This window comes from Methanothermobacter sp., assembly GCF_030055425.1.
Lineage (GTDB): Archaea > Methanobacteriota > Methanobacteria > Methanobacteriales > Methanothermobacteraceae > Methanothermobacter.
On sequence record NZ_JASFYE010000003.1, the window covers coordinates 149,830 to 171,724 of the forward strand.

23 protein-coding genes are annotated in these 21,895 nt (G+C 49.7%); 7 read left to right on the forward strand and 16 right to left on the reverse strand.

Going from position 1 to position 21,895, the window contains the following annotated elements; genetic code table 11:
• Positions 1 to 108: 108 nt before the first annotated feature.
• The gene (gene polB1, locus QFX39_RS04550; protein WP_300477824.1) at positions 109 to 1,878 is read left to right on the forward strand and encodes a DNA polymerase PolB subunit 1; all 1,770 of its coding nucleotides are present in this window, start codon (positions 109 to 111) and stop codon (positions 1,876 to 1,878) included.
• On the opposite strand, the gene comE is transcribed toward polB1, so the two are convergent.
• From comE to QFX39_RS04585, 7 genes are all read right to left on the reverse strand, one after another.
• Positions 1,875 to 2,417 (reverse strand): sulfopyruvate decarboxylase subunit beta, encoded by a 543-nt coding sequence (gene comE, locus QFX39_RS04555; protein WP_300477826.1) that lies wholly within the window; start codon positions 2,415 to 2,417, stop codon positions 1,875 to 1,877. The genes polB1 and comE overlap by 4 nt on opposite strands.
• Before the next feature lie 4 nt (positions 2,418 to 2,421).
• A complete protein-coding gene (gene comD / locus QFX39_RS04560) occupies positions 2,422 to 2,919 on the reverse strand; it encodes a sulfopyruvate decarboxylase subunit alpha (RefSeq protein ID WP_300477828.1) in 498 nt (165 codons plus the stop codon).
• A complete protein-coding gene (gene comC / locus QFX39_RS04565) occupies positions 2,916 to 3,941 on the reverse strand; it encodes an L-sulfolactate dehydrogenase (RefSeq protein WP_300477830.1) in 1,026 nt (341 codons plus the stop codon). Before comC ends, comD begins: the two co-directional genes overlap by 4 nt.
• Before the next feature lie 10 nt (positions 3,942 to 3,951).
• Positions 3,952 to 4,968, reverse strand: coding sequence for a phosphoribosylformylglycinamidine cyclo-ligase (gene purM, locus QFX39_RS04570; RefSeq protein WP_300477833.1), 1,017 nt, complete (start codon positions 4,966 to 4,968; stop codon positions 3,952 to 3,954).
• Positions 4,969 to 5,014: 46 nt separating this feature from the next.
• Entirely contained in the window at positions 5,015 to 6,925 is a 1,911-nt protein-coding gene (locus tag QFX39_RS04575) for a beta-CASP ribonuclease aCPSF1 (RefSeq protein ID WP_300477835.1), read from the reverse strand.
• 72 nt (positions 6,926 to 6,997) lie between these two features.
• A complete protein-coding gene (psmB, locus tag QFX39_RS04580; RefSeq protein WP_300477836.1) occupies positions 6,998 to 7,630 on the reverse strand; it encodes an archaeal proteasome endopeptidase complex subunit beta in 633 nt (210 codons plus the stop codon).
• A gap of 207 nt (positions 7,631 to 7,837) precedes the next feature.
• The gene (locus QFX39_RS04585; RefSeq protein WP_300477837.1) at positions 7,838 to 8,929 is read right to left on the reverse strand and encodes a formate--phosphoribosylaminoimidazolecarboxamide ligase; all 1,092 of its coding nucleotides are present in this window, start codon (positions 8,927 to 8,929) and stop codon (positions 7,838 to 7,840) included.
• A 144-nt stretch (positions 8,930 to 9,073) separates the two neighbouring features.
• On the opposite strand from QFX39_RS04585, the gene QFX39_RS04590 reads away from it, so the two are divergent.
• Together QFX39_RS04590 and QFX39_RS04595 are read left to right on the forward strand one after the other, a co-directional pair.
• Positions 9,074 to 9,799: a class I SAM-dependent methyltransferase family protein gene (locus tag QFX39_RS04590; RefSeq protein ID WP_300477838.1), complete on the forward strand. Its 726-nt coding sequence runs from the start codon at positions 9,074 to 9,076 to the stop codon at positions 9,797 to 9,799.
• 9 nt (positions 9,800 to 9,808) lie between these two features.
• Positions 9,809 to 10,378, forward strand: a complete 570-nt coding sequence (locus QFX39_RS04595; protein WP_300477840.1) for a DUF429 domain-containing protein — start codon at positions 9,809 to 9,811, stop codon at positions 10,376 to 10,378.
• A gap of 39 nt (positions 10,379 to 10,417) precedes the next feature.
• Here QFX39_RS04595 and cofG read toward each other — a convergent pair whose 3' ends face one another.
• From cofG to QFX39_RS04630, 7 genes are all read right to left on the reverse strand, one after another.
• Positions 10,418 to 11,491 carry a 7,8-didemethyl-8-hydroxy-5-deazariboflavin synthase subunit CofG gene (gene cofG, locus QFX39_RS04600; RefSeq protein ID WP_300477842.1) on the reverse strand — a complete coding sequence of 358 codons (1,074 nt, stop codon included), beginning with the start codon at positions 11,489 to 11,491 and terminating at the stop codon, positions 10,418 to 10,420.
• Positions 11,492 to 11,512: 21 nt separating this feature from the next.
• Positions 11,513 to 11,950, reverse strand: coding sequence for a DUF2120 domain-containing protein (locus tag QFX39_RS04605; RefSeq protein WP_300477976.1), 438 nt, complete (start codon positions 11,948 to 11,950; stop codon positions 11,513 to 11,515).
• Positions 11,951 to 11,958: 8 nt separating this feature from the next.
• Entirely contained in the window at positions 11,959 to 12,915 is a 957-nt protein-coding gene (gene mptA / locus QFX39_RS04610) for a GTP cyclohydrolase MptA (RefSeq protein ID WP_300477843.1), read from the reverse strand.
• A gap of 262 nt (positions 12,916 to 13,177) precedes the next feature.
• Positions 13,178 to 13,846 carry a DUF2100 domain-containing protein gene (locus QFX39_RS04615; protein WP_300477844.1) on the reverse strand — a complete coding sequence of 223 codons (669 nt, stop codon included), beginning with the start codon at positions 13,844 to 13,846 and terminating at the stop codon, positions 13,178 to 13,180.
• A gap of 12 nt (positions 13,847 to 13,858) precedes the next feature.
• Entirely contained in the window at positions 13,859 to 14,854 is a 996-nt protein-coding gene (locus tag QFX39_RS04620; RefSeq protein WP_300477845.1) for a histone deacetylase, read from the reverse strand.
• Between the two features lie 31 nt (positions 14,855 to 14,885).
• On the reverse strand, positions 14,886 to 15,368 hold the full coding sequence (locus QFX39_RS04625; RefSeq protein ID WP_300477977.1) for an Lrp/AsnC family transcriptional regulator: 483 nt from the start codon (positions 15,366 to 15,368) through the stop codon (positions 14,886 to 14,888).
• A gap of 145 nt (positions 15,369 to 15,513) precedes the next feature.
• Positions 15,514 to 16,191, reverse strand: coding sequence for a DUF4013 domain-containing protein (locus QFX39_RS04630; protein ID WP_300477846.1), 678 nt, complete (start codon positions 16,189 to 16,191; stop codon positions 15,514 to 15,516).
• 126 nt (positions 16,192 to 16,317) lie between these two features.
• Between QFX39_RS04630 and QFX39_RS04635 the strand changes: the two genes are divergently transcribed.
• Positions 16,318 to 17,004 carry a hypothetical protein gene (locus tag QFX39_RS04635; RefSeq protein WP_300477848.1) on the forward strand — a complete coding sequence of 229 codons (687 nt, stop codon included), beginning with the start codon at positions 16,318 to 16,320 and terminating at the stop codon, positions 17,002 to 17,004.
• 15 nt (positions 17,005 to 17,019) lie between these two features.
• Here the strand turns inward: QFX39_RS04635 and QFX39_RS04640 are convergent, their stop codons facing one another.
• Entirely contained in the window at positions 17,020 to 18,165 is a 1,146-nt protein-coding gene (locus tag QFX39_RS04640; RefSeq protein WP_300477850.1) for a tRNA (guanine(10)-N(2))-dimethyltransferase, read from the reverse strand.
• Between the two features lie 283 nt (positions 18,166 to 18,448).
• Between QFX39_RS04640 and QFX39_RS04645 the strand changes: the two genes are divergently transcribed.
• A complete protein-coding gene (locus tag QFX39_RS04645; RefSeq protein WP_300477852.1) occupies positions 18,449 to 19,348 on the forward strand; it encodes a type II CAAX endopeptidase family protein in 900 nt (299 codons plus the stop codon).
• Between the two features lie 124 nt (positions 19,349 to 19,472).
• Complete coding sequence (locus QFX39_RS04650) at positions 19,473 to 20,561, forward strand: DegT/DnrJ/EryC1/StrS family aminotransferase (RefSeq protein ID WP_300477854.1); 1,089 nt, start codon at positions 19,473 to 19,475, stop codon at positions 20,559 to 20,561.
• Positions 20,562 to 20,694: 133 nt separating this feature from the next.
• Here QFX39_RS04650 and QFX39_RS04655 read toward each other — a convergent pair whose 3' ends face one another.
• Positions 20,695 to 20,997, reverse strand: coding sequence for an MTH1187 family thiamine-binding protein (locus tag QFX39_RS04655; RefSeq protein WP_300477855.1), 303 nt, complete (start codon positions 20,995 to 20,997; stop codon positions 20,695 to 20,697).
• A gap of 39 nt (positions 20,998 to 21,036) precedes the next feature.
• Between QFX39_RS04655 and QFX39_RS04660 the strand changes: the two genes are divergently transcribed.
• The gene (locus tag QFX39_RS04660; protein WP_300477856.1) at positions 21,037 to 21,882 is read left to right on the forward strand and encodes a TIGR00269 family protein; all 846 of its coding nucleotides are present in this window, start codon (positions 21,037 to 21,039) and stop codon (positions 21,880 to 21,882) included.
• Positions 21,883 to 21,895: the final 13 nt, after the last annotated feature.

A 21,895-nucleotide genomic window follows, 5' to 3' on the forward strand; every position in this document is an offset into this window, starting at 1 on the left:
TTTTAATATCTTTTGATACTATGGCATACTGGTCTGGCAAGACAGTTAAAACGGATAACCCATTCATTCCTAGAACATTTTATTAGTCCCACACAACAGAGTAAAGTCATGGAAAGATACAGTATGGTGCTCCTTGACATCGACTACTTAACGGTCGATGAGATGCCCGTCATCAGACTCTTTGGTAAGGACAAGTCAGGAAATGAGCCAATCATCGCATACGACAGTTCATTCAGGCCATACATATATGCGATCCCCACCGATACAGAGAGGTGCATGGATGAACTCGCTGAACTGGGACTGGAAAAACTTGAGGTCACAGAGCGAAGGGACCTTGGAAAACCGGTGGAGGTTATAAGGATAGAATTCAGGCACCCCCAGGAGGTTCCGAAGTTAAGGGAGAGGATAAGGAACCTTGAATCCGTTGCGGATATAAGGGAACATGACATCCCCTTCTACAGGAGGTACCTCATTGACAGGTCAATCGTTCCAATGTCGGGGATAGAATTCAATGGCTTGGAGGTGGAGTCGGCACCATCAGTCACATCAGATGATGTGAGGATCATTGAGATAACCGACGGGATAGAAACATCTGATTCTGGCTTCCCCCAGCTGGACATCCTCAGCTTCGACATTGAGGTGAGAAACCCCCATGGGATGCCTGACCCTGAAAATGATGAGATAGTTATGGTTGGAATTGCCGGCAACATGGGTGTTGAATCGGTGATATCAACGAGGGGCAAGCACCTGGACTTCGTTGAGATGGTTGATGATGAGGCGCAAATCCTTGAGAGGTTCGCTGAAATCGTCAGGGAGAAAAAACCCGACATCCTTGTGGGCTACAACTCCGACAACTTCGACTTCCCCTACCTATCAAGGAGGGCAGAGATCCTTGGGGTGGAACTTGACCTTGGATGGGATGGGTCAAGGATAAAGACCATGAGGAGGGGATTTGCAAACGCAACGGCCATAAAGGGGACGGTGCACGTGGACCTCTACCCTGTGATGAGGAGGTACATGAACCTTGACCGCTACACACTTGAGAGGGTCTACCAGGAACTCTTCGGGGAGGAGAAGCTGGACCTTCCAGGCGATAAGCTCTGGGAGTACTGGGACCGGGAGGAGCTGAGGGATGAACTCTTCAGGTACTCCCTTGATGATGTCGTTGCAACCTACCGGATCGCAGAGAAGATCCTCCCCCTCAACATGGAGCTTACCCGTATAGTTGGCCAGCCCCTCTTTGACATATCCCGCATGGCAACTGGACAGCAGGCCGAATGGTTCCTTGTACGCAAGGCATACCAGTACGGGGAACTCGTACCAAACAAACCATCACACTCAGAGTTCTCAAAGAGAAGGGGCCGTAGGGCCGTTGGAGGGTATGTTAAGGAACCTGAGAGGGGTCTCCATGAGAACATAGTCCAGTTCGACTTCCGCAGCCTATACCCCAGCATAATAATCTCAAAGAACATATCCCCAGACACACTCACCGATGAGGAAGATTGTGACTGCCACGTTGCACCGGAATACGGTTACAGGTTCCGTAAGGAGCCACCTGGCTTTGTACCCTCGGTTATAGGTGAGATACTCTCTGAGAGGGTCAGAATCAAGGGGGAGATGAAGCTTTCAGATGACCCCATGGAGCGAAAGATACTCAATGTACAGCAGGAGGCCCTCAAGAGGCTTGCAAACACCATGTACGGGGTCTACGGTTACTCAAGGTTCAGGTGGTATTCAATGGAGTGTGCAGAGGCCATAACCGCATGGGGAAGGGATTACATCAAGAGAACAATAAAAATAGCTGAGGAATTCGGTTTCCATACGGTTTATGCAGACACAGATGGTTTCTACGCCACATACACAGGGAGGAGGTCCTAGGACCTCACCTCATCCATGAACCTCTCTATTATCTCCTCAGGGCTTAAGTCTATGACAGGGACATCCGCGTTACCAGGTTTTACAGGCACATGGGTAAACACTGGTCCGTCCTCCTCAAGGACCCTTTTAAAGTCAGGTTCCTCCTGGACCCGGATAACATTGAATCCCATTGACCCGGCAACATTCCCCAGGTCTATGTGATCTGAGTAGGTGCACTGGGAACCTGTGCTTCCGTAGCACCTGTTGTCTAGGAGGACTATGAAGAGGTTTTTGGGTGCCTGGGCAGCGGCTGTTACCAGTCCCCCCAGGTTCATGAGGATGGATCCATCACCATCAAGTACAACAACCCTTCTCTTCTGTGAGAGGGCAAGTCCAAGTCCAATGGAGGACGCCATACCCATGGATCCAAGCATGTAGAAATGCCGTGACGAATCCCTGATACTGTAGAGCTCCCTTGATGGGAAACCCAGGTTGCATACAACGATTTCATCATCAAGGACCTCCACGATCCTTTCTATGGCTTCAATTCTTGTGAGCATGTTATCACCAGTAGGCAACCTCAAGGAGCACAGCCACAGGGTGCCTCTTTTTGAGTGAGAGCGCTGTGAGTTCCACTATGGATTCCCTTGCATCTGAGGGTGTTTCAGGGGTGCTGTAGGGTATTTTGAGGATATCCAGTATCTCGGTCGTGGCCCTTCCCATGGGGACCTGGGCCTCCATGAACTCACCCCTGGTTCCCCGGTGACTTACAATCATTGTTATGGGGATATGGTAGAGGCTGTAGAGTGATGCGAGGACATTCACGGAGTTACCGAGACCTGAGTTTTGCATCAGCATGGCTGTGGTCTTCCCGGCTATGTAGGCGCCGGCTGCAACACCGAAGCCCTCCTCCTCACGTGTAACCGGCACGTGCCTGATTTCCGGGTCAGAGTCCACCATTTCAAGGACGAACCTTAGGTTCACACAGGGGACGCTGACCGCGAAGTCTATCCCCGACTCCTTCATACCCTCGTAAACAGCCCTGCTGCTATCCAACTTCATAACCCCTTAATCTTGAGGTCCAGGCCGAGTTCATCTGATATTTCGTTCAGTCTTTCAAGGAGCTTTTCATCCACCTCTATTCCCTCTTCACGCCCCCTCTTTATGTTCATGGCCTCAATGTCACCTGGTATGAGGACGTCCCCGGATGATTTAACCTCCTCGATGAATTCATCCACACTGGATTTGAATTCCTCGAGGTCGACCATCTTTGAGGGGTCTATGGCCATCATGAGGTCACCCTTGGTGCACATCTCCCGGGGGTTTGCGGTTCCCTGAACCGCAGCCCCAAAGGCCGCCCCCACAAGGGGACCTGCCAGGATCTCTATCATGAATGAAAGCGCATAACCCTTATGCCCACCGAAGGGGAGTATGGACCCCTTAAGGGCAAGTTCAGGGTCGGTTGTGGGGTTTCCATCGGCGTCCAGGGCTATGTTTTCAGGTATCCTCTCACCCTTCCTGGCGGCCTCCAGGAGTTTGCCCCTTGCGGATGCTGAGGTTGCCATGTCAACCGAGACATAGTGCCTGTTTGATGGGATCCCTATGGCCACTGGGTTTGTTCCCAGGATGGGTGTTTTGCCACCTATGGGTGCCACTGCAGGCTCTGTATTTGCTATCACAACCCCTATCATGTTGTTCATGACCGCCATGTCCGAGTAGTATCCGGCAACACCGAAGTGGTTGGAGTCATGGACACCCACAAGCCCGACGCCGGTATCCCTGGCCTTTTCAATTGCAAGTTCCATGGCCCTGCAGGCAACAAAGTGTCCGAACATGTGGTTACCGTTTATCAGGGCCGTGGAGGGGGTTTCCCTTTCAATGGTTATATCACCGTGGGGCTTTATTGTCCCACAGCGCAGTCCCTCAACGTACTGGGGGAAACGACCGATTCCATGTGAACTGAAACCCTTCAGGTCAGCGTCCAGGGTAACATCAGCCACTATCTCTGAAACCTCCTCTGGAACCTCCATGGCGGTGAGTATTTCCTTTATGATTCTAACTTCCTCTTCAGCACTTATCCTCATGAGAGTCCTCCTAAAGTTTTATTGATTCACCGGTGTAAGTTTTAAGGGCAACCTCCGCTTTCCTGGGTGTTACATTACCGATATGGTGGGCGCCGTCACCAAGGACATCAAGGGCCTCATCCAGATCATCCTGGCTGACAACAGCACAGAAGCCAACACCCATATTGAAAACCATGTACATCTCTGTTATACCAACCCCTGCTTCGTGGATGGTCCTGAATATCTCCTGTGGTTCTGGCAGGGAATCAAGATTGTATCCGGCGTCCCTGTTAAGCCTCTTGAGGTTTCCGAAGCCCCCTCCTGTTATGTGGGCAAGGCCATGGACACTAACCCCTGAGTCAAGGAGCCTCATCACGGGATCCACGTAGATCCTTGTGGGTTCAAGGAGTTCCTCGCCCACGGTTTTAGTGGAGCCTGGCATTTCATCGCCCACTGAGAGTTTCAGCTCATCAAAGAACACCTTACGGGCAAGGCTCAGGCCGTTACTGTGTATACCGCTGCTTTCAAGGCCTATAACAGCGTCACCCTCCCCCACATTCGCACCGGTTATTATGCGGTCCACATCCACAAAACCGATCCCTGTGGCTGCAAGGTCAAGGTTTCTGATTATACCTGGGAGTGAGGCTGTCTCACCACCTATTATGGCCACCTGTGCGATTTCAGCACCCCTTGCAAGGCCCTTACCTATCTCATCAGCAACATCAGGGTCTGGTTCTTCAACGGCGAGGTAGTCAACGAGTGCCGCCGGCCTTGCGCCCACACAGAGTATATCGTTTACCACCATTGCGATGCAGTCAATCCCCACGGTGTCGTACCGGTTCATCATCTCAGCGACCAGTATCTTGCTACCGACACCGTCGGTGCTCATGGCTATGGCCACATCACCCATCCTGACCAGGGCCGCGAAGTGGCCGGCCCCGCTTATAACGTCGCAGTATCTGAGTGTGTCCTTAAGCCGGGAGGTTAAGCGTGATACGGTCAGCTCCTCCAGGTCTATATCCACGCCGGATTCTGAATAGGTTACCATTCAATCACCACTAAAGAATAGTTTAAGGTCATCTAAATAGTTAGCCTCACTGTATACGCACCGTTTCAAGGTTCAGCGGTGTTTTTGTTTCGATGCGGTACGTCCTGTAGATGCTGGATGCAAGGTCAAGGGTCTTGTAGTTATCACCGTGACAGAGCAGTATCTTCTCGGGTTTGGGTGAGATTCTCTTCACGTATTCCATGAGCTGTCTTCTGTCTGAGTGACCGCTGAAACCCTCAATGGTCTTTATGTTCATCTTCACATTGTAGACCCGCATCTTGTCCTCCTCATCCTTGAGGGGGATCTCCTTCCACCCCTTCTGGATCCTCCTACCAAGGGAGCCCTCGGCCTGGTAACCCACAAATACCAGTGAATTCTTGGGGTCCTCGCAGAGCCACTTGAAGTACTCCAGGGAGTTCCCGCCTGTCAGCATACCCGATGTTGACAGGATTATTGAGGGTTCTCCCTCAACGATCTCCCTGCGCTCATCCATGCCATTGACCTTATGGAAGATCTCTGAGATGAAGGGGTTGTGGCCCATATGGAATATCTGGTCCCTGAGGTCCTTGCTGAGGTACTCGGGTCTTGCCGTATGGATTGCGTTGGCCTCCCAGATCATACCGTCTATGTATACCGGGACCTCATCGATTATACCTGTCCTTATGTACTCCTCAAGGACTATCATGAGTTCCTGAGCCCTTCCAACCGCGAATACCGGTATGAGTATCTTACCGCCCCTCTTAAGGGTGGAGTAGATTGTTTTCACAAGTTCCTTCTCTGCCCGTGTCCTTGGTGGCTGCACGTCCTCGTGTCCACCGTAGGTACTCTCCATCACCAGGGTTTCAATTCGCGGGAACCTGCTGGCTGCTGGTTCAAGGAGCCTGCTCTGCTCATACTTGAAGTCCCCCGTGTAGACCATGTTGTGCTGGCCGTCGCCTATGTGGAGGTGGGACATTGCTGATCCCAGGATGTGGCCTGCGTTGTGGAGTGTCAGCCGTATATCCGGTGCTATATCGGTCACCTCACCGTAATCCAGGGTTATGGTGTGTTTGACGCTCTTCTTCACGTGTTTAACGTTGAATGGAAGTGGTTCGTCCTCCCTGTGGGCTATGTCTATGTGGTCAAGCTGCAGGAGCGTCATGAGGTCCCTGGTTGGGGCTGTGCAGTACACGGGCCCATCGTATCCGTAGTGGTAGAGGTAGGGCAGGAACCCTGAATGGTCAAGGTGGGCGTGGGTTATTATCACCGCGTCCAGGCTGTCCAGTGTGAATTCAGGGACATTGAGGTAGGGGTAGGAGTTTCTGTCATCCCCACCGGCAACGTTCACTCCACAGTCAAGGAGGACCCTGCTGTTGGGGGTCTGGAGGTAGAGGCAGGATCTCCCCACTTCCCTGAAGCCACCCATGGCTGTAAGCCGTGCCCAGTCATTCTCATATTTTGGTTTCTGGTGTATTCTATTTCCAAGCTGCTGCAGAATCTTCTTCCTTTCCTTACTGTTCTTCCTGAGGGTTCTGCGTATCCTCTCTATTATTTCAGAGGATATTGGCGGGGTTCTAAGTATCTTGGGGGCCCATCCAGTGTTCTTGACTATCTCCCTGGATGTTGAGCCGTACTTACCTATTACGAGTCCTGGCTTTCTTGCCTCGATGATGACCTCACAGGTGACGTCGTCAAAGGATATGTTGGTTATCTTCGCCTCCTCGGGTACTATCTCATGGATCCTCCTTATGGTCTCCTCAGGGTCCATGAGTACCGAACGGTCGGACCTTATTATTATCCTCTTGCGTATGTCCTTTGCAATGTCCCTTATGAGGTTACCGTTCTCGGTTATTATCTCGGGGTTCTTGGTGTAAATGACGACCTCGGGTCCCTCAAATTCCACCTTTGCAACCTGGACCCTATCAGGAAGTCTCTGCATTATTGTTCTTTTGATTTCTTCAAGCATCTCTGAAACCATAAGATCACTTCTAAAAAATAGGGGATCAACAGTAAACGGGATGTTTACTGCAGATTAAAAAACAGGAAAAAATCAGTTGAGGTCTTCAAGCCTTTTCTGGATTTCCTCTGGGCTGAGCATCCTGAAGCCTTCCTCCTCTGTGACAGTCGCCACAAGGATGCCGTTGCCTGAATAGGTGTCCCTCTCCATGGCGGACTTTATGGCCCTTATGGCGATGTCAACCGCCTCATCAACATAGAGTTCATCGGTGTATCTGTCCTCAAGCACACCGTAGGCCACAGGTGAACCTGAACCTGTTGACACAAACTTGTCAGGTATCATCCCCCCTGATGGGTCAAGGGAGTATATCTTTGCACCTGTTTCATCAACACCACCAAGGAGTGTCTGGACAATGAATGGGTAGAAACGTGATGAGTGAAGTATGTTGGCAGCAAGTGCAGCTGCAGCTTCTATGCTTATCCTTTCTGAGTTCCTCATGCGGTAAAGGGCAGCCTCTGCCTTGAGGTATTTCATGAGGCTCTGGGCATCTGCAACTGAGCCCGCTATTGTGGCTGCTATGTGTTCATCTATTTTAAAGATCTTGTCTGTGGCCTTGTGGGCTATGAGGTTGCCCATGCTGGCCCTTCTCTCTGTGGCAAAAACAACTCCATCTTTACATGTTATGCCGACAGTTGTGGTGCCTTTCAGCGTTTTTTCATCTTTCATAAATACACCTCAATAAAAATAATAAAAAACCAGCTCCAGTTTTTAATTGTGTTTTATGATGTATGTGGCTGTCCATCGGGACATAAAAGTTCTGTACCTATATAAATTGGAGGTCCTTATTAAACTTTGCGATTTTTTTATAATAAAATAAGGTTAAGGGGGTTATCATTTCAGGATTTTATAGATCCAGAATGAAAGTTGGGGGGGCTATGTTATGATTTCAGGCAGGCGGTCTGTCTCTGAGGCCACCTTTATCTCCCGTGCAACACGCCGACCCATACTCATCCCCTCACCATGGAGGAGATAACTGTAGGTGGATCCATGCATGAAGGTATTTGTTCCCCCATCTGTACGGGCACTCATCTCGAAGGTAACGATTTCCAGGTTATCTGTACACATGGTCTGAAGGCAGAATGGGCCGTTCATACCCGGGGGCACGATCTTACTGGCAGCCTCAACCATACGGTCGCCCATCTCAAATGCCTGCGGAAGCAGTGATTCCCTCATTGCAACGGGGTGGTTACCTGTTATAACGTATGATGGGTCCAGGTTTATCTCAAGCTGGTCCCTTGCAGGGATCCTCACAAGGCCGTCGATGTTTGACTCGAAGCGGCTGTCCATACCCATGAGTTCCACTTCATCGTTCATGATTGAGTAGAAGTAGTGGATACAGAAGTTCGTACCTGATACATACTCTTCAATGTGGGCATCATCAACATCGTCCTCGGTTATCCAGCCCCTCTCAATCATTGAATCGATTTTATCGTTGAATTCCTCTGTACTGGACGCCACAAAGTATCCCCGGCCACCCCTGGCCCCCGGGAACTTGACCATCACTGGCCTGTCTATCTCTTCAGGGTCAGTGTACTTGAGGGGTATCCTTATACCAGCCTCCTTCATGAGTTTCCTTTCAAGGTCGCGCTCGGATTCCCATCTCAGTATGTCCCTGTTACCGAACATGGGGACATAGAAGTCGTTTTCGATGTGGTCAAGGCCTGCGTAGGCCACAAATGATCCGTGGGGAACTATTATGCTGTTCATGGACCTTAATTTATCCTGAACATCATCATTTACAATGTCACTGAACTTATCAACAATTATGAATTCATCTGCAACCCTGAACCGCTGGTATGGTACCTCCCGGCCCTTTTCACATACCACAGCGGTTCTGAAGCCCTCCTGTTTTGCACCGTTGAGTATGTGAAGTGATGTGTGGCTGCCAAGGGTTGCAACTGTTATGTCTTCCCTGCTGTATCCATCAAGGATGCTGAGTATCTCATCACGGTTTACCTTACTCATAAAAAAACCCCTCAAATTTATATATAAATGGTTGGATTTCATGCTAGTTATCTTTTTTGCCTTCAACAGAAGCCATTAAATACTTTGATGAAGAAGAACATTTATGGATTTATTTTTCAGAAAGCCCTCCATAGCAGTGAAAACATGAAATGGGTGAGGATAGGGGACATCGTAGTTCTAAACAGGGATGTTGAGGACCCTCAGAGATTCCTTGAAATACCTGGTGTGAGGGGTGTTCTCCTTGTTGAGGAGATACGTGGACCCCTGAGGAAGCCCAGGGTCAGGGTCCTTGCAGGTGAATGCACCGAGACAATCCACAGGGAAAACGGCTGCCTTTTCAGGATAGACCTTTCCAGGGTAATGTGGTCAAGGGGCAACATAAATGAGAGGGCCAGAATACCTGGACTTGTGGAGGACGGCGAAACCGTTGTTGACATGTTTGCAGGTATAGGCTACTTTTCGTTACCGGTGGCGGTCCACTCAAACCCCGGGAGAGTCCACTCCATAGAGATAAACCCTGACTCATTTGAATTCCTCAAATCCAATATAGAACTAAACAGGGTTGAGGGGGTCGTGAAACCACACCTTGGGGACTGCCGTTCCATCGCCCCTGAACTGGACGCTGACCGGGTTATAATGGGTTATGTTGGAACCACCCACCACTTCCTTGAAGCTGCGCTGGAATGCGTCAATGAGGGGGGCGTTTTACACTACCATGAAACTGTCCCTGAGGGTATAATGTTTTCAAGACCCCTCAAGAGGATTGAAAGGGCGGCACACCCGAGGAGGGTGTCTGTTCTTGACAGGCATGTTATAAAGAAGTACTCGCCGGGTGTCTGGCATGTTGTCCTGGATGTACGGATCCACTGAGGGTTGGCAGTGTCTGTTGCAGGTGTTGATCTGGCTGCATCTGATGGAAATGAGACAGGTGTGGCCATAATAGATGGTAGGAGAGTGAAGGTGTTCAGTGTCTTCTCATTTGATGAGATAATCCATGCAGTGAAATACGCAGATACAGTGGCGGTTGACGCGCCACTCTCACTTCCCAGAGGTCGCTGCTGCCTCAGGAGTGACTGCATCTGCAGCAGGCATGGCCACTTCAGAAGGGCGGACCTTGAGATCAGAAGATATGGCAGTGTTCTGCCATTGACCTGGAGGGGGATGAGGGAGCTCACCATGCGGGGTATCAGGATAAGGGAGGCACTTGAGTCCCATGGGGTGGAGGTTATTGAGACACACCCCAGGACAGCGGAGAGGATTATGAAAAATGCAGGGCTGCAGCTGAAACTCTGTGATACCTCCACAATGAGCATACACCAGAGGGACGCCCTCACAGCTGCACTGGTCGCCCTCCTCTATTCAGAGGGAAATTTCATTGAATTGGGGGATCCCTCCGAGGGAACTATAATACTCCCTGAGGTTGAAGAACAAAAACCAGAACAGTTCTAAAATCAGACTGAGGGAACCATAAATTCCCAGAGGCAGGTATTAAACAAGGAATTGGGGGTAAAGCCTTTCTATTGTCTCGATGACCTTTGGACTTAAAAAATCATGGTTGATGAACTTCCTGTAAACCGGTAACCTCTCCTTTAACGTGAAGCCCGCGGACTCTGTGAGCCTTCGAAGTTCATCCACCTCGGGCCAGGGGGCCTCCGGATTCACGTAGTCCCTGCTCAGCGGTGAAACACCACCCCAGTCATCTGCACCTGCAAGCAGGAAGACCTCACCTGTTTCCCTGTTGAGGTTTGGAGGCACCTGTATGCTCACATCGGGAAAGAGGAGCTTTGCCACCGCAACCATCCTCACCATTTCAAGGAGTGAGGGTTCCGGGTGGTGCTCCATGGGTATCCCTGGCTTCGCCCGGAAGTTCTGGATTATTATCTCCTGCAGGTGGCCATACCTGTCCTGGATACGCCTGAGTTCAAGGAGTGATTCAGCCCGCTCCTTCACTGTCTCACCTATACCCACGAGTATCCCTGTGGTGAACGGTATTTTAAGACGCCCAGCATCTTCTATCATCTTTATTCTCAAGGCAGGATCCTTACCAGGGCTTTCACGGTGAGCCTCTTCTTCCATCAGGCGGGGACTTGCAGACTCAAGCATGAGGCCCATGGACGCGTTCACCTCCCTGAGCCTCCGAAGATCCCTGTAGCCAAGCACACCCATATTTGTGTGTGGCAGTAGACCAAGGTCCAGTGTGGCGCTGCAGAGGTTATAGGCATAGTCAACCATATCACTGAATCCAAGTTCTTCGAGTTTCTCCATCACCTCAGGGAACTCATGTGCATTCTCACCGAAGGTGAAGAGGGCCTCTGTGCACCCCAGATCCCTGGCCATCCTGACATCCCTGAGGACGTCCCCCGGGGGAATGATAGGTGGGTCAGGGGAGTCTGACCTGAAGGTGCAGTAGCCGCAGCGGTTGCGGCAGGCCCTTGTGAGTGGTATGAAGACATTCCTTGAATAGGTCACCTCTCCCGGCTCACAGACACGCTTCATGAGGTCCAGTAGTTCAGGACCATCAACAAGGAGAAGTTTCAGGATTTCTTCCTTTCCAAGAACCATGGAAGCACCGCTAAAATAAGTTTAATCTGAAATATCAGAGACAACAACCTCAACAAAGCAGGGTCCCACACCACTCCGGTCCCTGTAGAGAACAACAAAGAGCCCTGTATCCTCTGTCATGCAGAGCCTGTAATCCACGCTGAAGTTCATATCCTCAAGGGCCTCCTTTAGCCTGTGGATACCCCCGATATCGGTTTCTGTCCCTACCTCAACACAGGACCTTATCTGCTCATCCATCACACCAATGAGGGCCGTGCCCTCCTCGGATATGAGCTCCAGTTCCTCTGCACCCAGTTTCTCTATAAGGCCATCAAGTTCCCTGCCCATTTCCTCCATGCTCATCCTCTTTCTTGACATTCCCCTTACTATTAGTATCTCCTTTGAGTCAAGGGCTGGTCTTGAGCCCTCAAAAGCTTCAAAGTAACCCATGATCTCCCCGGCTATCCTGTGCAGTTTCATCAAGGTTATCACTCCTCTGATCCGTTAAGTTCCTCTATCTCGTATCTGAGTTCCCCCATTGTCGCAACCTTCTCAGCGAAGGCGTTGTGTCTGTGTATGCTCTCCTCGTTTATCTGCCTTACGGTGACTATTGTGTCGTCGGGGAGGTGGGGGTACTCGCTGACTATCCTGTGCACCATGTTACGGACGCAGTCCTCAACGAACATGGGGTTCTCATGGGCACCCACAACAACTGCATTTTCATCGGGCCTCTTGAGGAGTTCATAGACAGGTGAACTCATGGAGCCCTCTATGATGTTTATGAGGTTCTCGGCCCTTATTGTCTGGTCCTCAGGGACCTCTATCATTATCATGCCGCGCCCCCTCTGGTTGTGGGAGGCGAAGGATACACAGTCAAGAACCCTTTCAACTGTTTCAGGGTCAAGGAATTCCAGGAGCTTCTGACGGGATGTTTCCTTAACTGATTCCTGTGCACAGGGGCACACGGTCATCCCCACCACCTCTGCCCCTATCATCTTGCGTATCACTATACCGTCATCGTCCCTGTAGCCGATGGCGTCTGCCATGATCTTTGTCATCTCCTGGCTCTTCTTGGCGGTGACAGGGGATTTCTTCATGAACATGAAGTCGCTCTTCATGCTCACCTCGGCTCTGCGGGCGTACCTGTGCTTTTTGAGGAGTTCATTGACTATCTCTGCACAGAGGGATTCCAGTTCAAGGGCGCTGTTTTCAACAACCTCCTCGAGGACGTCACTTATGGCCTCGGGGTTCCTTGACATGTGGATCCCCCTCTGCCTGCTCGGGAGGTCCACAAATGCATCGAATGTTGGAAGAAGTATTATGGGTCTTCTACCATCCCTTTCTATCTTCAGAAGCTTCTTAACACCTGTAACACCCACCCTTGTAAGGTGAACGGGGATGCTAGGAATCTTGTCCTGTGTATCTGGAAAACAAACTAAACCCAAATTTTACACCCCATAAGTAATGGTTACCTAGGTTTTAAGTATAGTATGAAAACTTTGCTTATATACTTGTCCGGTGATTATGAATCCCATGAAACAGAATATTACAGTGATGTCCCGGTTTAAGTGGGTATTGGTTTATTTGATGGAATTTCAGTCCGGTCTTTTCTGAAATGGTGCAATCACAGATTGTGTTGGGACCTGGCTCATGCTGTGTCTGAAGGCATCATTCTACCATCAAAAGATACGTCAGGCAATAATCAATCTATGAGAGGAGTTTCAGTATCTCCTCGGGGGTGAGGTCCCTGATATTCTCATCCAGTCTCACAACGGCACCATAAAGTTCTTCAGCCCTTGATGCAAGGAGGCCTGTGCTTTTATCGGGCTCCCCTATAACGAGGATTTCCCCAAGGTCTTCAAGCTTCCTTTCAATGTCATTCTTAAGGTGCTCTATCTTCTTCTCTATACCCTTAAGGGCAGCATCAGGGATCCGGGGGTTTATCTTCTTCATATCATCCACTGACAGGGGCGCACCTGCAACCAGGATATTTCCCGGTTCAACGCCCGCCTTAACAAGGAGCTTTTTAACTGAGGAATTATTCACAAGTATCAGTTTACCCTTCGAAGCTTCCTTTATCCTTTCAGATGGGTCTTCACGTTCAATGACACCGAAATCTGCAAGCATGCCGTCAATGGCCTCCCTGGCGGCCATGAGCCTCCTGCAGAAATCGTATGCATCTTCCCCGGTGAGCTCATGTGATGGAAGGCTGGCGTATATATGGTCCTCTGCTTCAATGAGTTCCATCAGGGCCTCCTGAAATTTCCTGGTGTCTATGACACCATCCTGGGGATCCCTGAACCCGGATTCCCTCCGGATATTCGTACATGATTTTCTTATAAGCTCCTCTGCCTGCTCAAGTCTGATTTTTTCCATTTTCTGACCCTCTCAGAAATTGAAGAATGGTGAAAACACATCGCTAATCTCATTGAAGATTTCAGCCACAGCCGGTGACCTCTCATATTCCACCTTAACACCGGAACCCTCAAGGCCCCTGATGAATGAGACATTCGAGTTTCCAAGGGCCTGGAGGTCATAGCCCCCCTCAAGTACAGCTGCGCATGGCAGCCCTGTTTCATGGATGAACCATCCCATCCATGAGAAGAACTCCTCATCCACCCTCATATCTGCCAGTGGATCCAGCCTGTGGGCATCGAACCCTGCAGATACGAATAACATATCCGCCCTGAATTCACCGACTAGCTGGGGGAGCACCTCAGAGAGTATCCAGATATAATCATTGTTTCCTGAACCCCTGGGCAGGGGGATGTTGAGGTTGAAGCCCTCACCATCACCCTCCCCCATCTCACCAATGAATCCGGTCCCGGGGAAGAGTGTCCTGGGGTCCTGGTGCACCGAGACATACATGACTTCCGGGTCGGTGTAGAATATGCTGGATGTTCCGTTCCCGTGGTGAACGTCAAAGTCAATCACAGCCGCCCTTGAAATCCCGAGGTTCCTGCGGCTGTGCTCAATGGCTATTGCGATGTTGTTGAATATGCAGAAACCCATGGACCTGTCATAGGTGGCATGGTGACCTGGGGGCCTTGCAACGGAGTATCCCCATCCACCCTTCAGTGCCTCCTCAGCCGCGACCATGGCGCCACCTGCGGCGAGCCTCGCCACACTGAAGCTCTCAGGTGTCATGTAGGTGTCATAGTCCAGCCATCCACCGCCCCTCCCTGAGAACACCTCCAGGTACTCCACATGGACGCTGCTATGGACCATGAGGATCTCATGGATACCCGCCATCCTCGGCTCCATGAACTTCAGCTGAAGCCCCGAGGACTTCAGGGCATCAATGATTGCACGTGTCCTCCCCTTGTTTTCAACATGGCCCTCATTGTTGTGGAGGTCATAGGTGCTGGAGTGTATAATGGCCATGGTTGAATTTTTGGTGCAGGGGAATAAATAATTAATCGCCTATCATCTTGGTGGAGGTCATGTCCTCCTTCACTATGTTGAGGACAGTCTGGGTGTAGGTCCTCTGAACGTCACCCTCACTCAGCAGACCCTTGATGAAGCCATCCAGCTCCCCTGTATCCTTGAATTTTCCTATGAGTATGGCATCGAATTCTCCTGTGACGTCGTAGACTGCAAGGACGTTTTTGTGGTAGGCTGTCCGTGTCTCCCAGTTCCTCAGAACTCCACCTTTGACCTTAACACCTATTATGGCTGTGAGTTTATATCCAAGTTTGGAGTGGTCTATCACCGGCACGAATTTCTTTATAACACCCTTCTTGACCAGCTTCTCAACACGGTTGTGCACAGTACCCACCGAGACATCAAGTATCCTTGAGATGTTCCTGTAGGACATGCGCCCGTCCTCATTTAGGAGGTCTATTATTTTCCTGTCAATATCATCGATTTTGACTAGATCATCATCCATTGGAATCACCACTAAACAATGTATACCTATGGAAGTTATATTATAAACTTTTTTAAATTATGGTGTTTTAGAAGAAGTTATTAACTTTTATAGATAGTAGGTATTCCCTTATAAATGTTTAGCTGAAACAGAAAAAAGTAAAAAAAGGGTTAATCTATTCGTAGGCGTACCTGAGTGCAAGTGCCCTGTTCCAGAAGAGCTGGATGTAGGGGTATATTATAAGCACTGCTATAAGGGTACCGATGATGGGTATTGAATTGAGGAGACCACCAATGAATGCAATAACAGCTGCGATGAGACCGACAACAATGTACCAGATAATGTAGTCGATCCATCCGATCTGGGAGATCACATCCAGTATTTCACCGAACCTGAATGCTGCTCCAAGTTCACTGTCATTGTAGGCCATGTGTGCTATTGCGATGGTCTCTATGAGACCAAGGATTATTGCAAGTATCACACCGATTATCACAGTACCCCCAAGTAGACCTGTGAAGGCTGTGGGGTTTGTGATAACCCCTGTATCTGGTGAAACCATTGCCAGAGATCCGAAAGTACCTGCAAATATTATTATCAGTGGAACTATCATGTATGCTATCTGGACAACGAAGACCTTTAATCCATCAACGAACATTTCACCCCATTCATCAAATTCTGGAAGCTCATCAAAACCCGCTATTGAGGCCTTGAGGGCTCTGAAGCCGTATCCCATGACCAGGAAGATGGGTATTATGACAACACTGGCTATCATAAGGACACCGAGTATTATGACCTTCTTCCAGTCACTGGAGGGATACCTTATGGCGTCGTTTACAATTTCACCTATATCCAATTTTCACACCTCCGCGGATTTCCGCAGCTAAAATTATATAAATGATTATATATAAAACTGCCTAATCTGTTTAGAGGAAGATATAAATCGCTGCACAGTTAATAATACAAAAGAGCGGGTGAATGGATGAAGAAGGGGATACTAATCGTTGCTTTGCTGGTGATCGTCGGGGGTTACTTTTACTTTACATCCACTTCAGGGGATTTTGAACCACTGGGAAGGCTGGGATTCGTTAAAATCGCAAACCCCGACATGTACCCTGGCCACATACACTCAAAGTTACTTGCAGATTATGCCCGGGAAAGGGGATCAAAGTGCATCCTTGTGGTCCACTATGGGGGAAGCTCCAATTACCGCTGCTACATGGAGGGGGATGTCTACATCCTTGAACTTGCATACGTAGAGAAAAAGCAGTACAATCCCGGCATAGACTGGAATGAGGTCTGGCAGGAGGGCATATATGGCGTTCCCGACGACAAGTGGACCTACCGTTCAGATGGTAAGGAATTTGATACCCTGGATGAGGCACTGGCTTATATAAAGGAGAGGGCCGCGGAGCACGGACAGGTGGGCCCCATACCAATGGTGTATCATGGGACAGTGAGGGAGGGGGACATTTTCATAAACCAGGGATGCGGTTTCCCGCTATATTACAAGATTTCAAGGGAAGAGTACGGGCCAATCGCAGCGTACTACTATGTTATAAGGGGAATAATCTTCCCCTACCTCAACAACCCCTACCGGAACTTTGAAATCAGGAATGCAAGGGCCCTCCAGTACTACTACACCCACAACATGCTGAACTATGAATGAGAACAATCGTACAGGCTACGAACGGGAACCGTGGAGGTCCATTATGACCTCCTCAATCTCCCTGATCCCCGCATCTGTTTTTATCCCTGTTGGCCTTATATGGGTCCTTGAAACCCTGAAGCCTGCCTCCTCAAGACACCCCATAACATCCATAAGCGGGGGGGCGCTCACACCCAGCTTGCTGCAGACCTCATGGACATCATAGAATCCCGGAGGCATTCCCACCTCACCCATACAGTTCTTGAGCAGTTTCAGGACATCCTCTGATTTATTGAGGGTTTTATTTTTAGCTTCAGCCATCATGGATCCTATAAATTTTTCATCATGCAGTTCCCCTACCCATAGGGGTCCGGCAGCATCCATTTTACCCCCGCAGATAGGGCACCTTCTGTTTTCAGGTACACCCCTCACATGTTGATGGTGAAGGCAGCTGAAGCAGTGGAGCATGTAGCCAATGTTTTTGAGGGTTTCATCGGCCCTCCTGGCACCCCTCCTCACATGGGCATAGATCCTCATGTAGTGCTGGCTGCTGTGTGATAGAATGAATGACGCGCCCTTACTGTACCTGGCAAGGTTCATTGCAGTGAAACCTGCAAGTATCCTCAGCCCGGTCTCATGACAGTACTCTGTTTTGAGGGGCCTTGATGAGTACTTCCTGAGGCAGGGTTTTATATAGGTTCCGCAGAGACCCGAGGTGTCTGTGGCGGTAACAGCAAGGAGGGATCTGTTTCTGGCGGATGCCGCCGCAGAGTCCATGAATGGTGCCGGGGTCCCGAAGGGGTCCACGTCAATAACATCAAAGCGGCCAGGGTTCCCTCTGAGGAAGATAGCGGCGTCCTCCCTGCTGACCAGGGGGGATACAGAATTCAGATCTGAGTTATGCTCTATGCATTCAACTGCAAGGGGGTTTATATCATTTGCAGCGGCCTCAGAGACACCATCAACCTCCACCAGGTACCTTATGGCCCTTATGCCGCTCCCTGAGAATGTATCCGCTACGCTTATCTCCCTATCAAGTACCCTCTGAAAGGCCTGAACCGCAAGCACAGACACATCCCTGTTGAACTCCATCACAGGGTTATAGAAGACAGGGGCCCTGGATGATACCTTACTGAAATCCGGAACCTCAATTGTGACTGAACCCTCATTTATGGTTATCATAGTAACACTTCCTTACGAAACACGATAATAATCCACAGTTATAGTTCGGGACTTACATCCAATAAATGAAATTCGATTAACATGCACATTGTATATTGGGATCACGTCCACTAAATGAATGCAGTCACATACAGGACTGGCATCCAACCTCGAGACTCACATCAATCTCAGTCACATATGGGATCAGCATCCAACCTCAAACATCAATATATTTATTAGTGCCGGATGATTTACTGATTACTGTGATACTCAGACAGGATTTGGTAAGAGGGCCGGTGACTCAATGAGGAATTTCCTGGACAATGTCTACACGGGAAGAAATGAGCCATGGCGTTATATACTGACGGTGCTCCTCAGCTTCGTGGTGTCCAATGTGGGCGCCGGTTTTCTCATGGGGTTATTCCTGGTGGCCATACTCATAATCACAGGGAGAATGGATGCAATTGAGGGCATCCCGGGCTTCAGCTGGCCAGCTTTACTCATCATGGTGGCAGTGGCCTTTTCTGCCTCAATGTTCTTTCTCTATGTTGGATTGAAGTTCATCCACAAACGCGATTTCATATCAGCCCTGAACTCCAGGGGCCGTGTTGACTGGAGGCGGGTACTCAGGGGAGGGGTGGCATGGTTTCTTATTGTCGGGATCCTTGACCTGATCTCGATTATCCTGGATCCTTCTTCGGTCAGATTTAAATTCACACCGGAATTCTGGTGGCTTCTAATCCTTTCATTAGCTGCATTTCCTGTGCAGGCTTCCTTTGAGGAGATATTCTTCAGGGGATACCTCATGCAGGGGATGTGGATGATCATTAAGAGGCCCATCCCACTGATGATCCTGAATTCAATGGTATTCTCGATCCTGCACTGGTGGAATGGCACGACCCTTACAATGAGCCTCTCAATAACAGCCAGCACATTCATCATTGGACTGGTACTTGCACTCATAACACTCACAGATGATGGTGTGGAACTCGCCATGGGGGTGCATATTGCAAACAACCTCTATGTCAGTGTTATACACAGCTCCCCGGAGGCCGGTCTTGGAAACCTTCCATCCCTGATGGTAAGCCCCTCGGATCCCTACACCTCCCCAGTGGCACTGATCCTCGCATCGGCTCTTCTCGTGGCCATACTATTCAGGGGACGTTATGGGGATGTGCTGGGTGTTCTGAGGTACCGTGGATGAGGATGAATAACCCATTGAATCGGATTAAATGGGGTATCACATGTCTGATTGCAATGGTTAGGGTATCACTTTTTAAGTTCCAGTGAGAAACTAATAACTCAGTAACTCTTACTCAGGTGTTCACATGATACCGGTTGCTACTCCCATAATCGATGAAGAGGAAATAGAGGAAGTCGTGAAGGTACTTAAATCGGGATTCATTGCCCAGGGACCACGGGTGGCGGAATTCGAGGAGAAGTTTGCATCCTATGTGGGTACTGAATACGCTGTTGCAACAAGTTCAGGGACAACAGCCCTCCACCTCGCCCTCCTGGCTGCAGGGATTGGAAAGGGGGATCAGGTTATAACAACACCATTCAGCTTCGCTGCAACGGCAAACGCAGCCCTATACGTTGGTGCTGAACCAGTATTTGCAGATATAGATCCCGAAACCTACAACATAGATCCTGAGGGGATCGAGGAGCTCATAACACCCAGCACAAGGGCAATAATACCCGTACACCTCTACGGGCAGCCCGCTGACATGGACCCCATCCTGGAGCTGGCTGCTGACCATGACCTCCTGGTGATTGAGGATGCTGCCCAGGCCCATGGTGCAGAGTATCATGGAAAGATGGTGGGTTCCCTGGGGGATGCCGCATGCTTCAGCTTCTACCCAACAAAGAACATCACAACAGGCGAGGGCGGGATGATAACAACTGATAATGAGGAAATTGCAGAGATGGCACGGATTCTAAGGGCCCACGGGGAGACAGAGCGCTACAACCACACCTACCTTGGCTACAACTTCAGGATGACCGATATTGCCGCGGCCATTGGCATAGCCCAGCTCGGAAAACTTGAAGACTTCAACAGAAGAAGAATAGAAAATGCAGGGTACCTCACAGATAACCTAAGGGACATGGAGGAGGTGTCAACGCCCCACGTTGCAGCTGGGGTTAAACACGTCTTCCACCAGTACACCCTGAGGGTTCCGGGTTCAAGGGACAGACTAATGGAATTCCTAAATGAGAGGGGTATAGGTACCGGAATCCACTACCCGAAACCCATCTACAGGCAGGAACTCTACAGGAGGATGAGTTTCAATGCCAGCTGCCCGGTCAGTGAAAAGGCTGCAGAGGAGGTCCTATCGCTACCTGTACACCCTGCCCTTACTGACGAGGACCTTGAAAGGATTGTGAATTCTGTCAGGGATTTCTTCGGGCAGAACTAACATTATTTATCTCAGGTTCAGTGTGGTGCTGACTAGCATAATTCTATTTTTCATGTTACGCCGAGATGTACATTTAAAAATTAAACTACTGATTTAAGGGAGTTTCAGCGACCTCAGCGTTATTAAGGAACATTTACTGGAGCTTTTTCTTTACAGATTCAACCTTGTCACTGAGGCCCCTGTCGGTGTCCCTTCTATCATCGATTTTGATGGTTGTGTAGACTCTCTCTGAGCCTGCCTCCAGGACTGCCTCATGGGCCGCCTTAACAGCCTCAAGGAGTTCGTCCAGGTCACCGGCCTCAACAAGAGTCCCCATACCTGAGATCTCATACCTCACGTTCATCCTCTCGAGGGCACTGACTGCAGCGGCCACGTAACCGCTGAGTGAGGTGCTGCCTGTACCGAGAGGTATTATGGTGAGCTCTGCGGTTATCATGGTGAATATATATGTCGACTGTTTTATATATACGGTTCCATGGATGTTCAGGAATTCAACCGGAGAATTATGGCCAGAATAAGGGGTCTCATGGAATCACATAAACTGGTAGAGAGGGGAGAACACGTTGCAGTGGCACTTTCAGGCGGAAAGGACAGTGTGCTGACACTCCATGCGCTCGCAGATTTAAGGGAGGAACTGGATTTTGAACTCACAGCCATCACGGTTGATGAGGGTATAAAGGGCTACAGGGGGGAGGGGGTCCTTGCAGCAAGGGAAAACGCCCGTATAAGGGGAGTTGAACTCATAGAGAAGTCATTCAGGGAGGAATTCAACTTTGAACTTGACGATGTTCTGGAAGGGTTCAGAAGCCCCTGCATACCCTGCGGTGTCTTCAGGAGGTGGATACTCAACAGGACAGCAAGGGAAATAGGGGCATCAAAGATTGCAACGGGCCACAACATGGATGACGAGGTTCAGTCATTCATGATGAGTCTTGCAAGGGGGGATGTGAGGAAGTTCTCCAAGTTCGGGCCGAAACTTCAGAGGATACACCCTGCGATGGTACCGAGAATAAAACCCCTCTGGAGCACACCTGAGGAGGATGTCAGGCTCTGGGCTGAACTCAATGATGTGAAATTCCACAGTGCTCCCTGTCCATACTCCAGCAGATCAATGAGGGCAAGAATAAGGGATTTCCTTAACAGGATAGAATCAGAAAGTCCCGGTATAAAGGAGAGGATCATGAAATCATTAACGTTTACATTCCAGCCTCTGGTGGAGGATGATGGAATCGGGGAGTGTTCAGTCTGTGGAGAACCAGCATCAGGGATTAAATGTAAGGCCTGTGAGTTCCTTGAAATTATAGAAGAAGCGGATCATTAGAGCATCCTTTTAA

Excerpts from the sequence above, each read along its gene's own strand:
- polB1 (WP_300477824.1), top strand. The coding sequence starts at position 109 with ATGGAAAGATACAGTATGGTGCTCCTTGACATCGACTACTTAACGGTC.
- comE (WP_300477826.1), bottom strand. The coding sequence starts at position 2,417 with ATGCTCACAAGAATTGAAGCCATAGAAAGGATCGTGGAGGTCCTTGAT.
- comD (WP_300477828.1), bottom strand. The coding sequence starts at position 2,919 with ATGAAGTTGGATAGCAGCAGGGCTGTTTACGAGGGTATGAAGGAGTCG.
- comC (WP_300477830.1), bottom strand. The coding sequence starts at position 3,941 with ATGAGGATAAGTGCTGAAGAGGAAGTTAGAATCATAAAGGAAATACTC.
- purM (WP_300477833.1), bottom strand. The coding sequence starts at position 4,968 with ATGGTAACCTATTCAGAATCCGGCGTGGATATAGACCTGGAGGAGCTG.
- QFX39_RS04575 (WP_300477835.1), bottom strand. The coding sequence starts at position 6,925 with ATGGTTTCAGAGATGCTTGAAGAAATCAAAAGAACAATAATGCAGAGA.
- psmB (WP_300477836.1), bottom strand. The coding sequence starts at position 7,630 with ATGAAAGATGAAAAAACGCTGAAAGGCACCACAACTGTCGGCATAACA.
- QFX39_RS04585 (WP_300477837.1), bottom strand. The coding sequence starts at position 8,929 with ATGAGTAAGGTAAACCGTGATGAGATACTCAGCATCCTTGATGGATAC.
- QFX39_RS04590 (WP_300477838.1), top strand. The coding sequence starts at position 9,074 with ATGAAATGGGTGAGGATAGGGGACATCGTAGTTCTAAACAGGGATGTT.
- cofG (WP_300477842.1), bottom strand. The coding sequence starts at position 11,491 with ATGGTTCTTGGAAAGGAAGAAATCCTGAAACTTCTCCTTGTTGATGGT.
- QFX39_RS04605 (WP_300477976.1), bottom strand. The coding sequence starts at position 11,950 with ATGAAACTGCACAGGATAGCCGGGGAGATCATGGGTTACTTTGAAGCT.
- QFX39_RS04615 (WP_300477844.1), bottom strand. The coding sequence starts at position 13,846 with ATGGAAAAAATCAGACTTGAGCAGGCAGAGGAGCTTATAAGAAAATCA.
- QFX39_RS04620 (WP_300477845.1), bottom strand. The coding sequence starts at position 14,854 with ATGGCCATTATACACTCCAGCACCTATGACCTCCACAACAATGAGGGC.
- QFX39_RS04635 (WP_300477848.1), top strand. The coding sequence starts at position 16,318 with ATGAAGAAGGGGATACTAATCGTTGCTTTGCTGGTGATCGTCGGGGGT.
- QFX39_RS04640 (WP_300477850.1), bottom strand. The coding sequence starts at position 18,165 with ATGATAACCATAAATGAGGGTTCAGTCACAATTGAGGTTCCGGATTTC.
- QFX39_RS04645 (WP_300477852.1), top strand. The coding sequence starts at position 18,449 with ATGAGGAATTTCCTGGACAATGTCTACACGGGAAGAAATGAGCCATGG.
- QFX39_RS04650 (WP_300477854.1), top strand. The coding sequence starts at position 19,473 with ATGATACCGGTTGCTACTCCCATAATCGATGAAGAGGAAATAGAGGAA.
- QFX39_RS04655 (WP_300477855.1), bottom strand. The coding sequence starts at position 20,997 with ATGATAACCGCAGAGCTCACCATAATACCTCTCGGTACAGGCAGCACC.
- QFX39_RS04660 (WP_300477856.1), top strand. The coding sequence starts at position 21,037 with ATGGATGTTCAGGAATTCAACCGGAGAATTATGGCCAGAATAAGGGGT.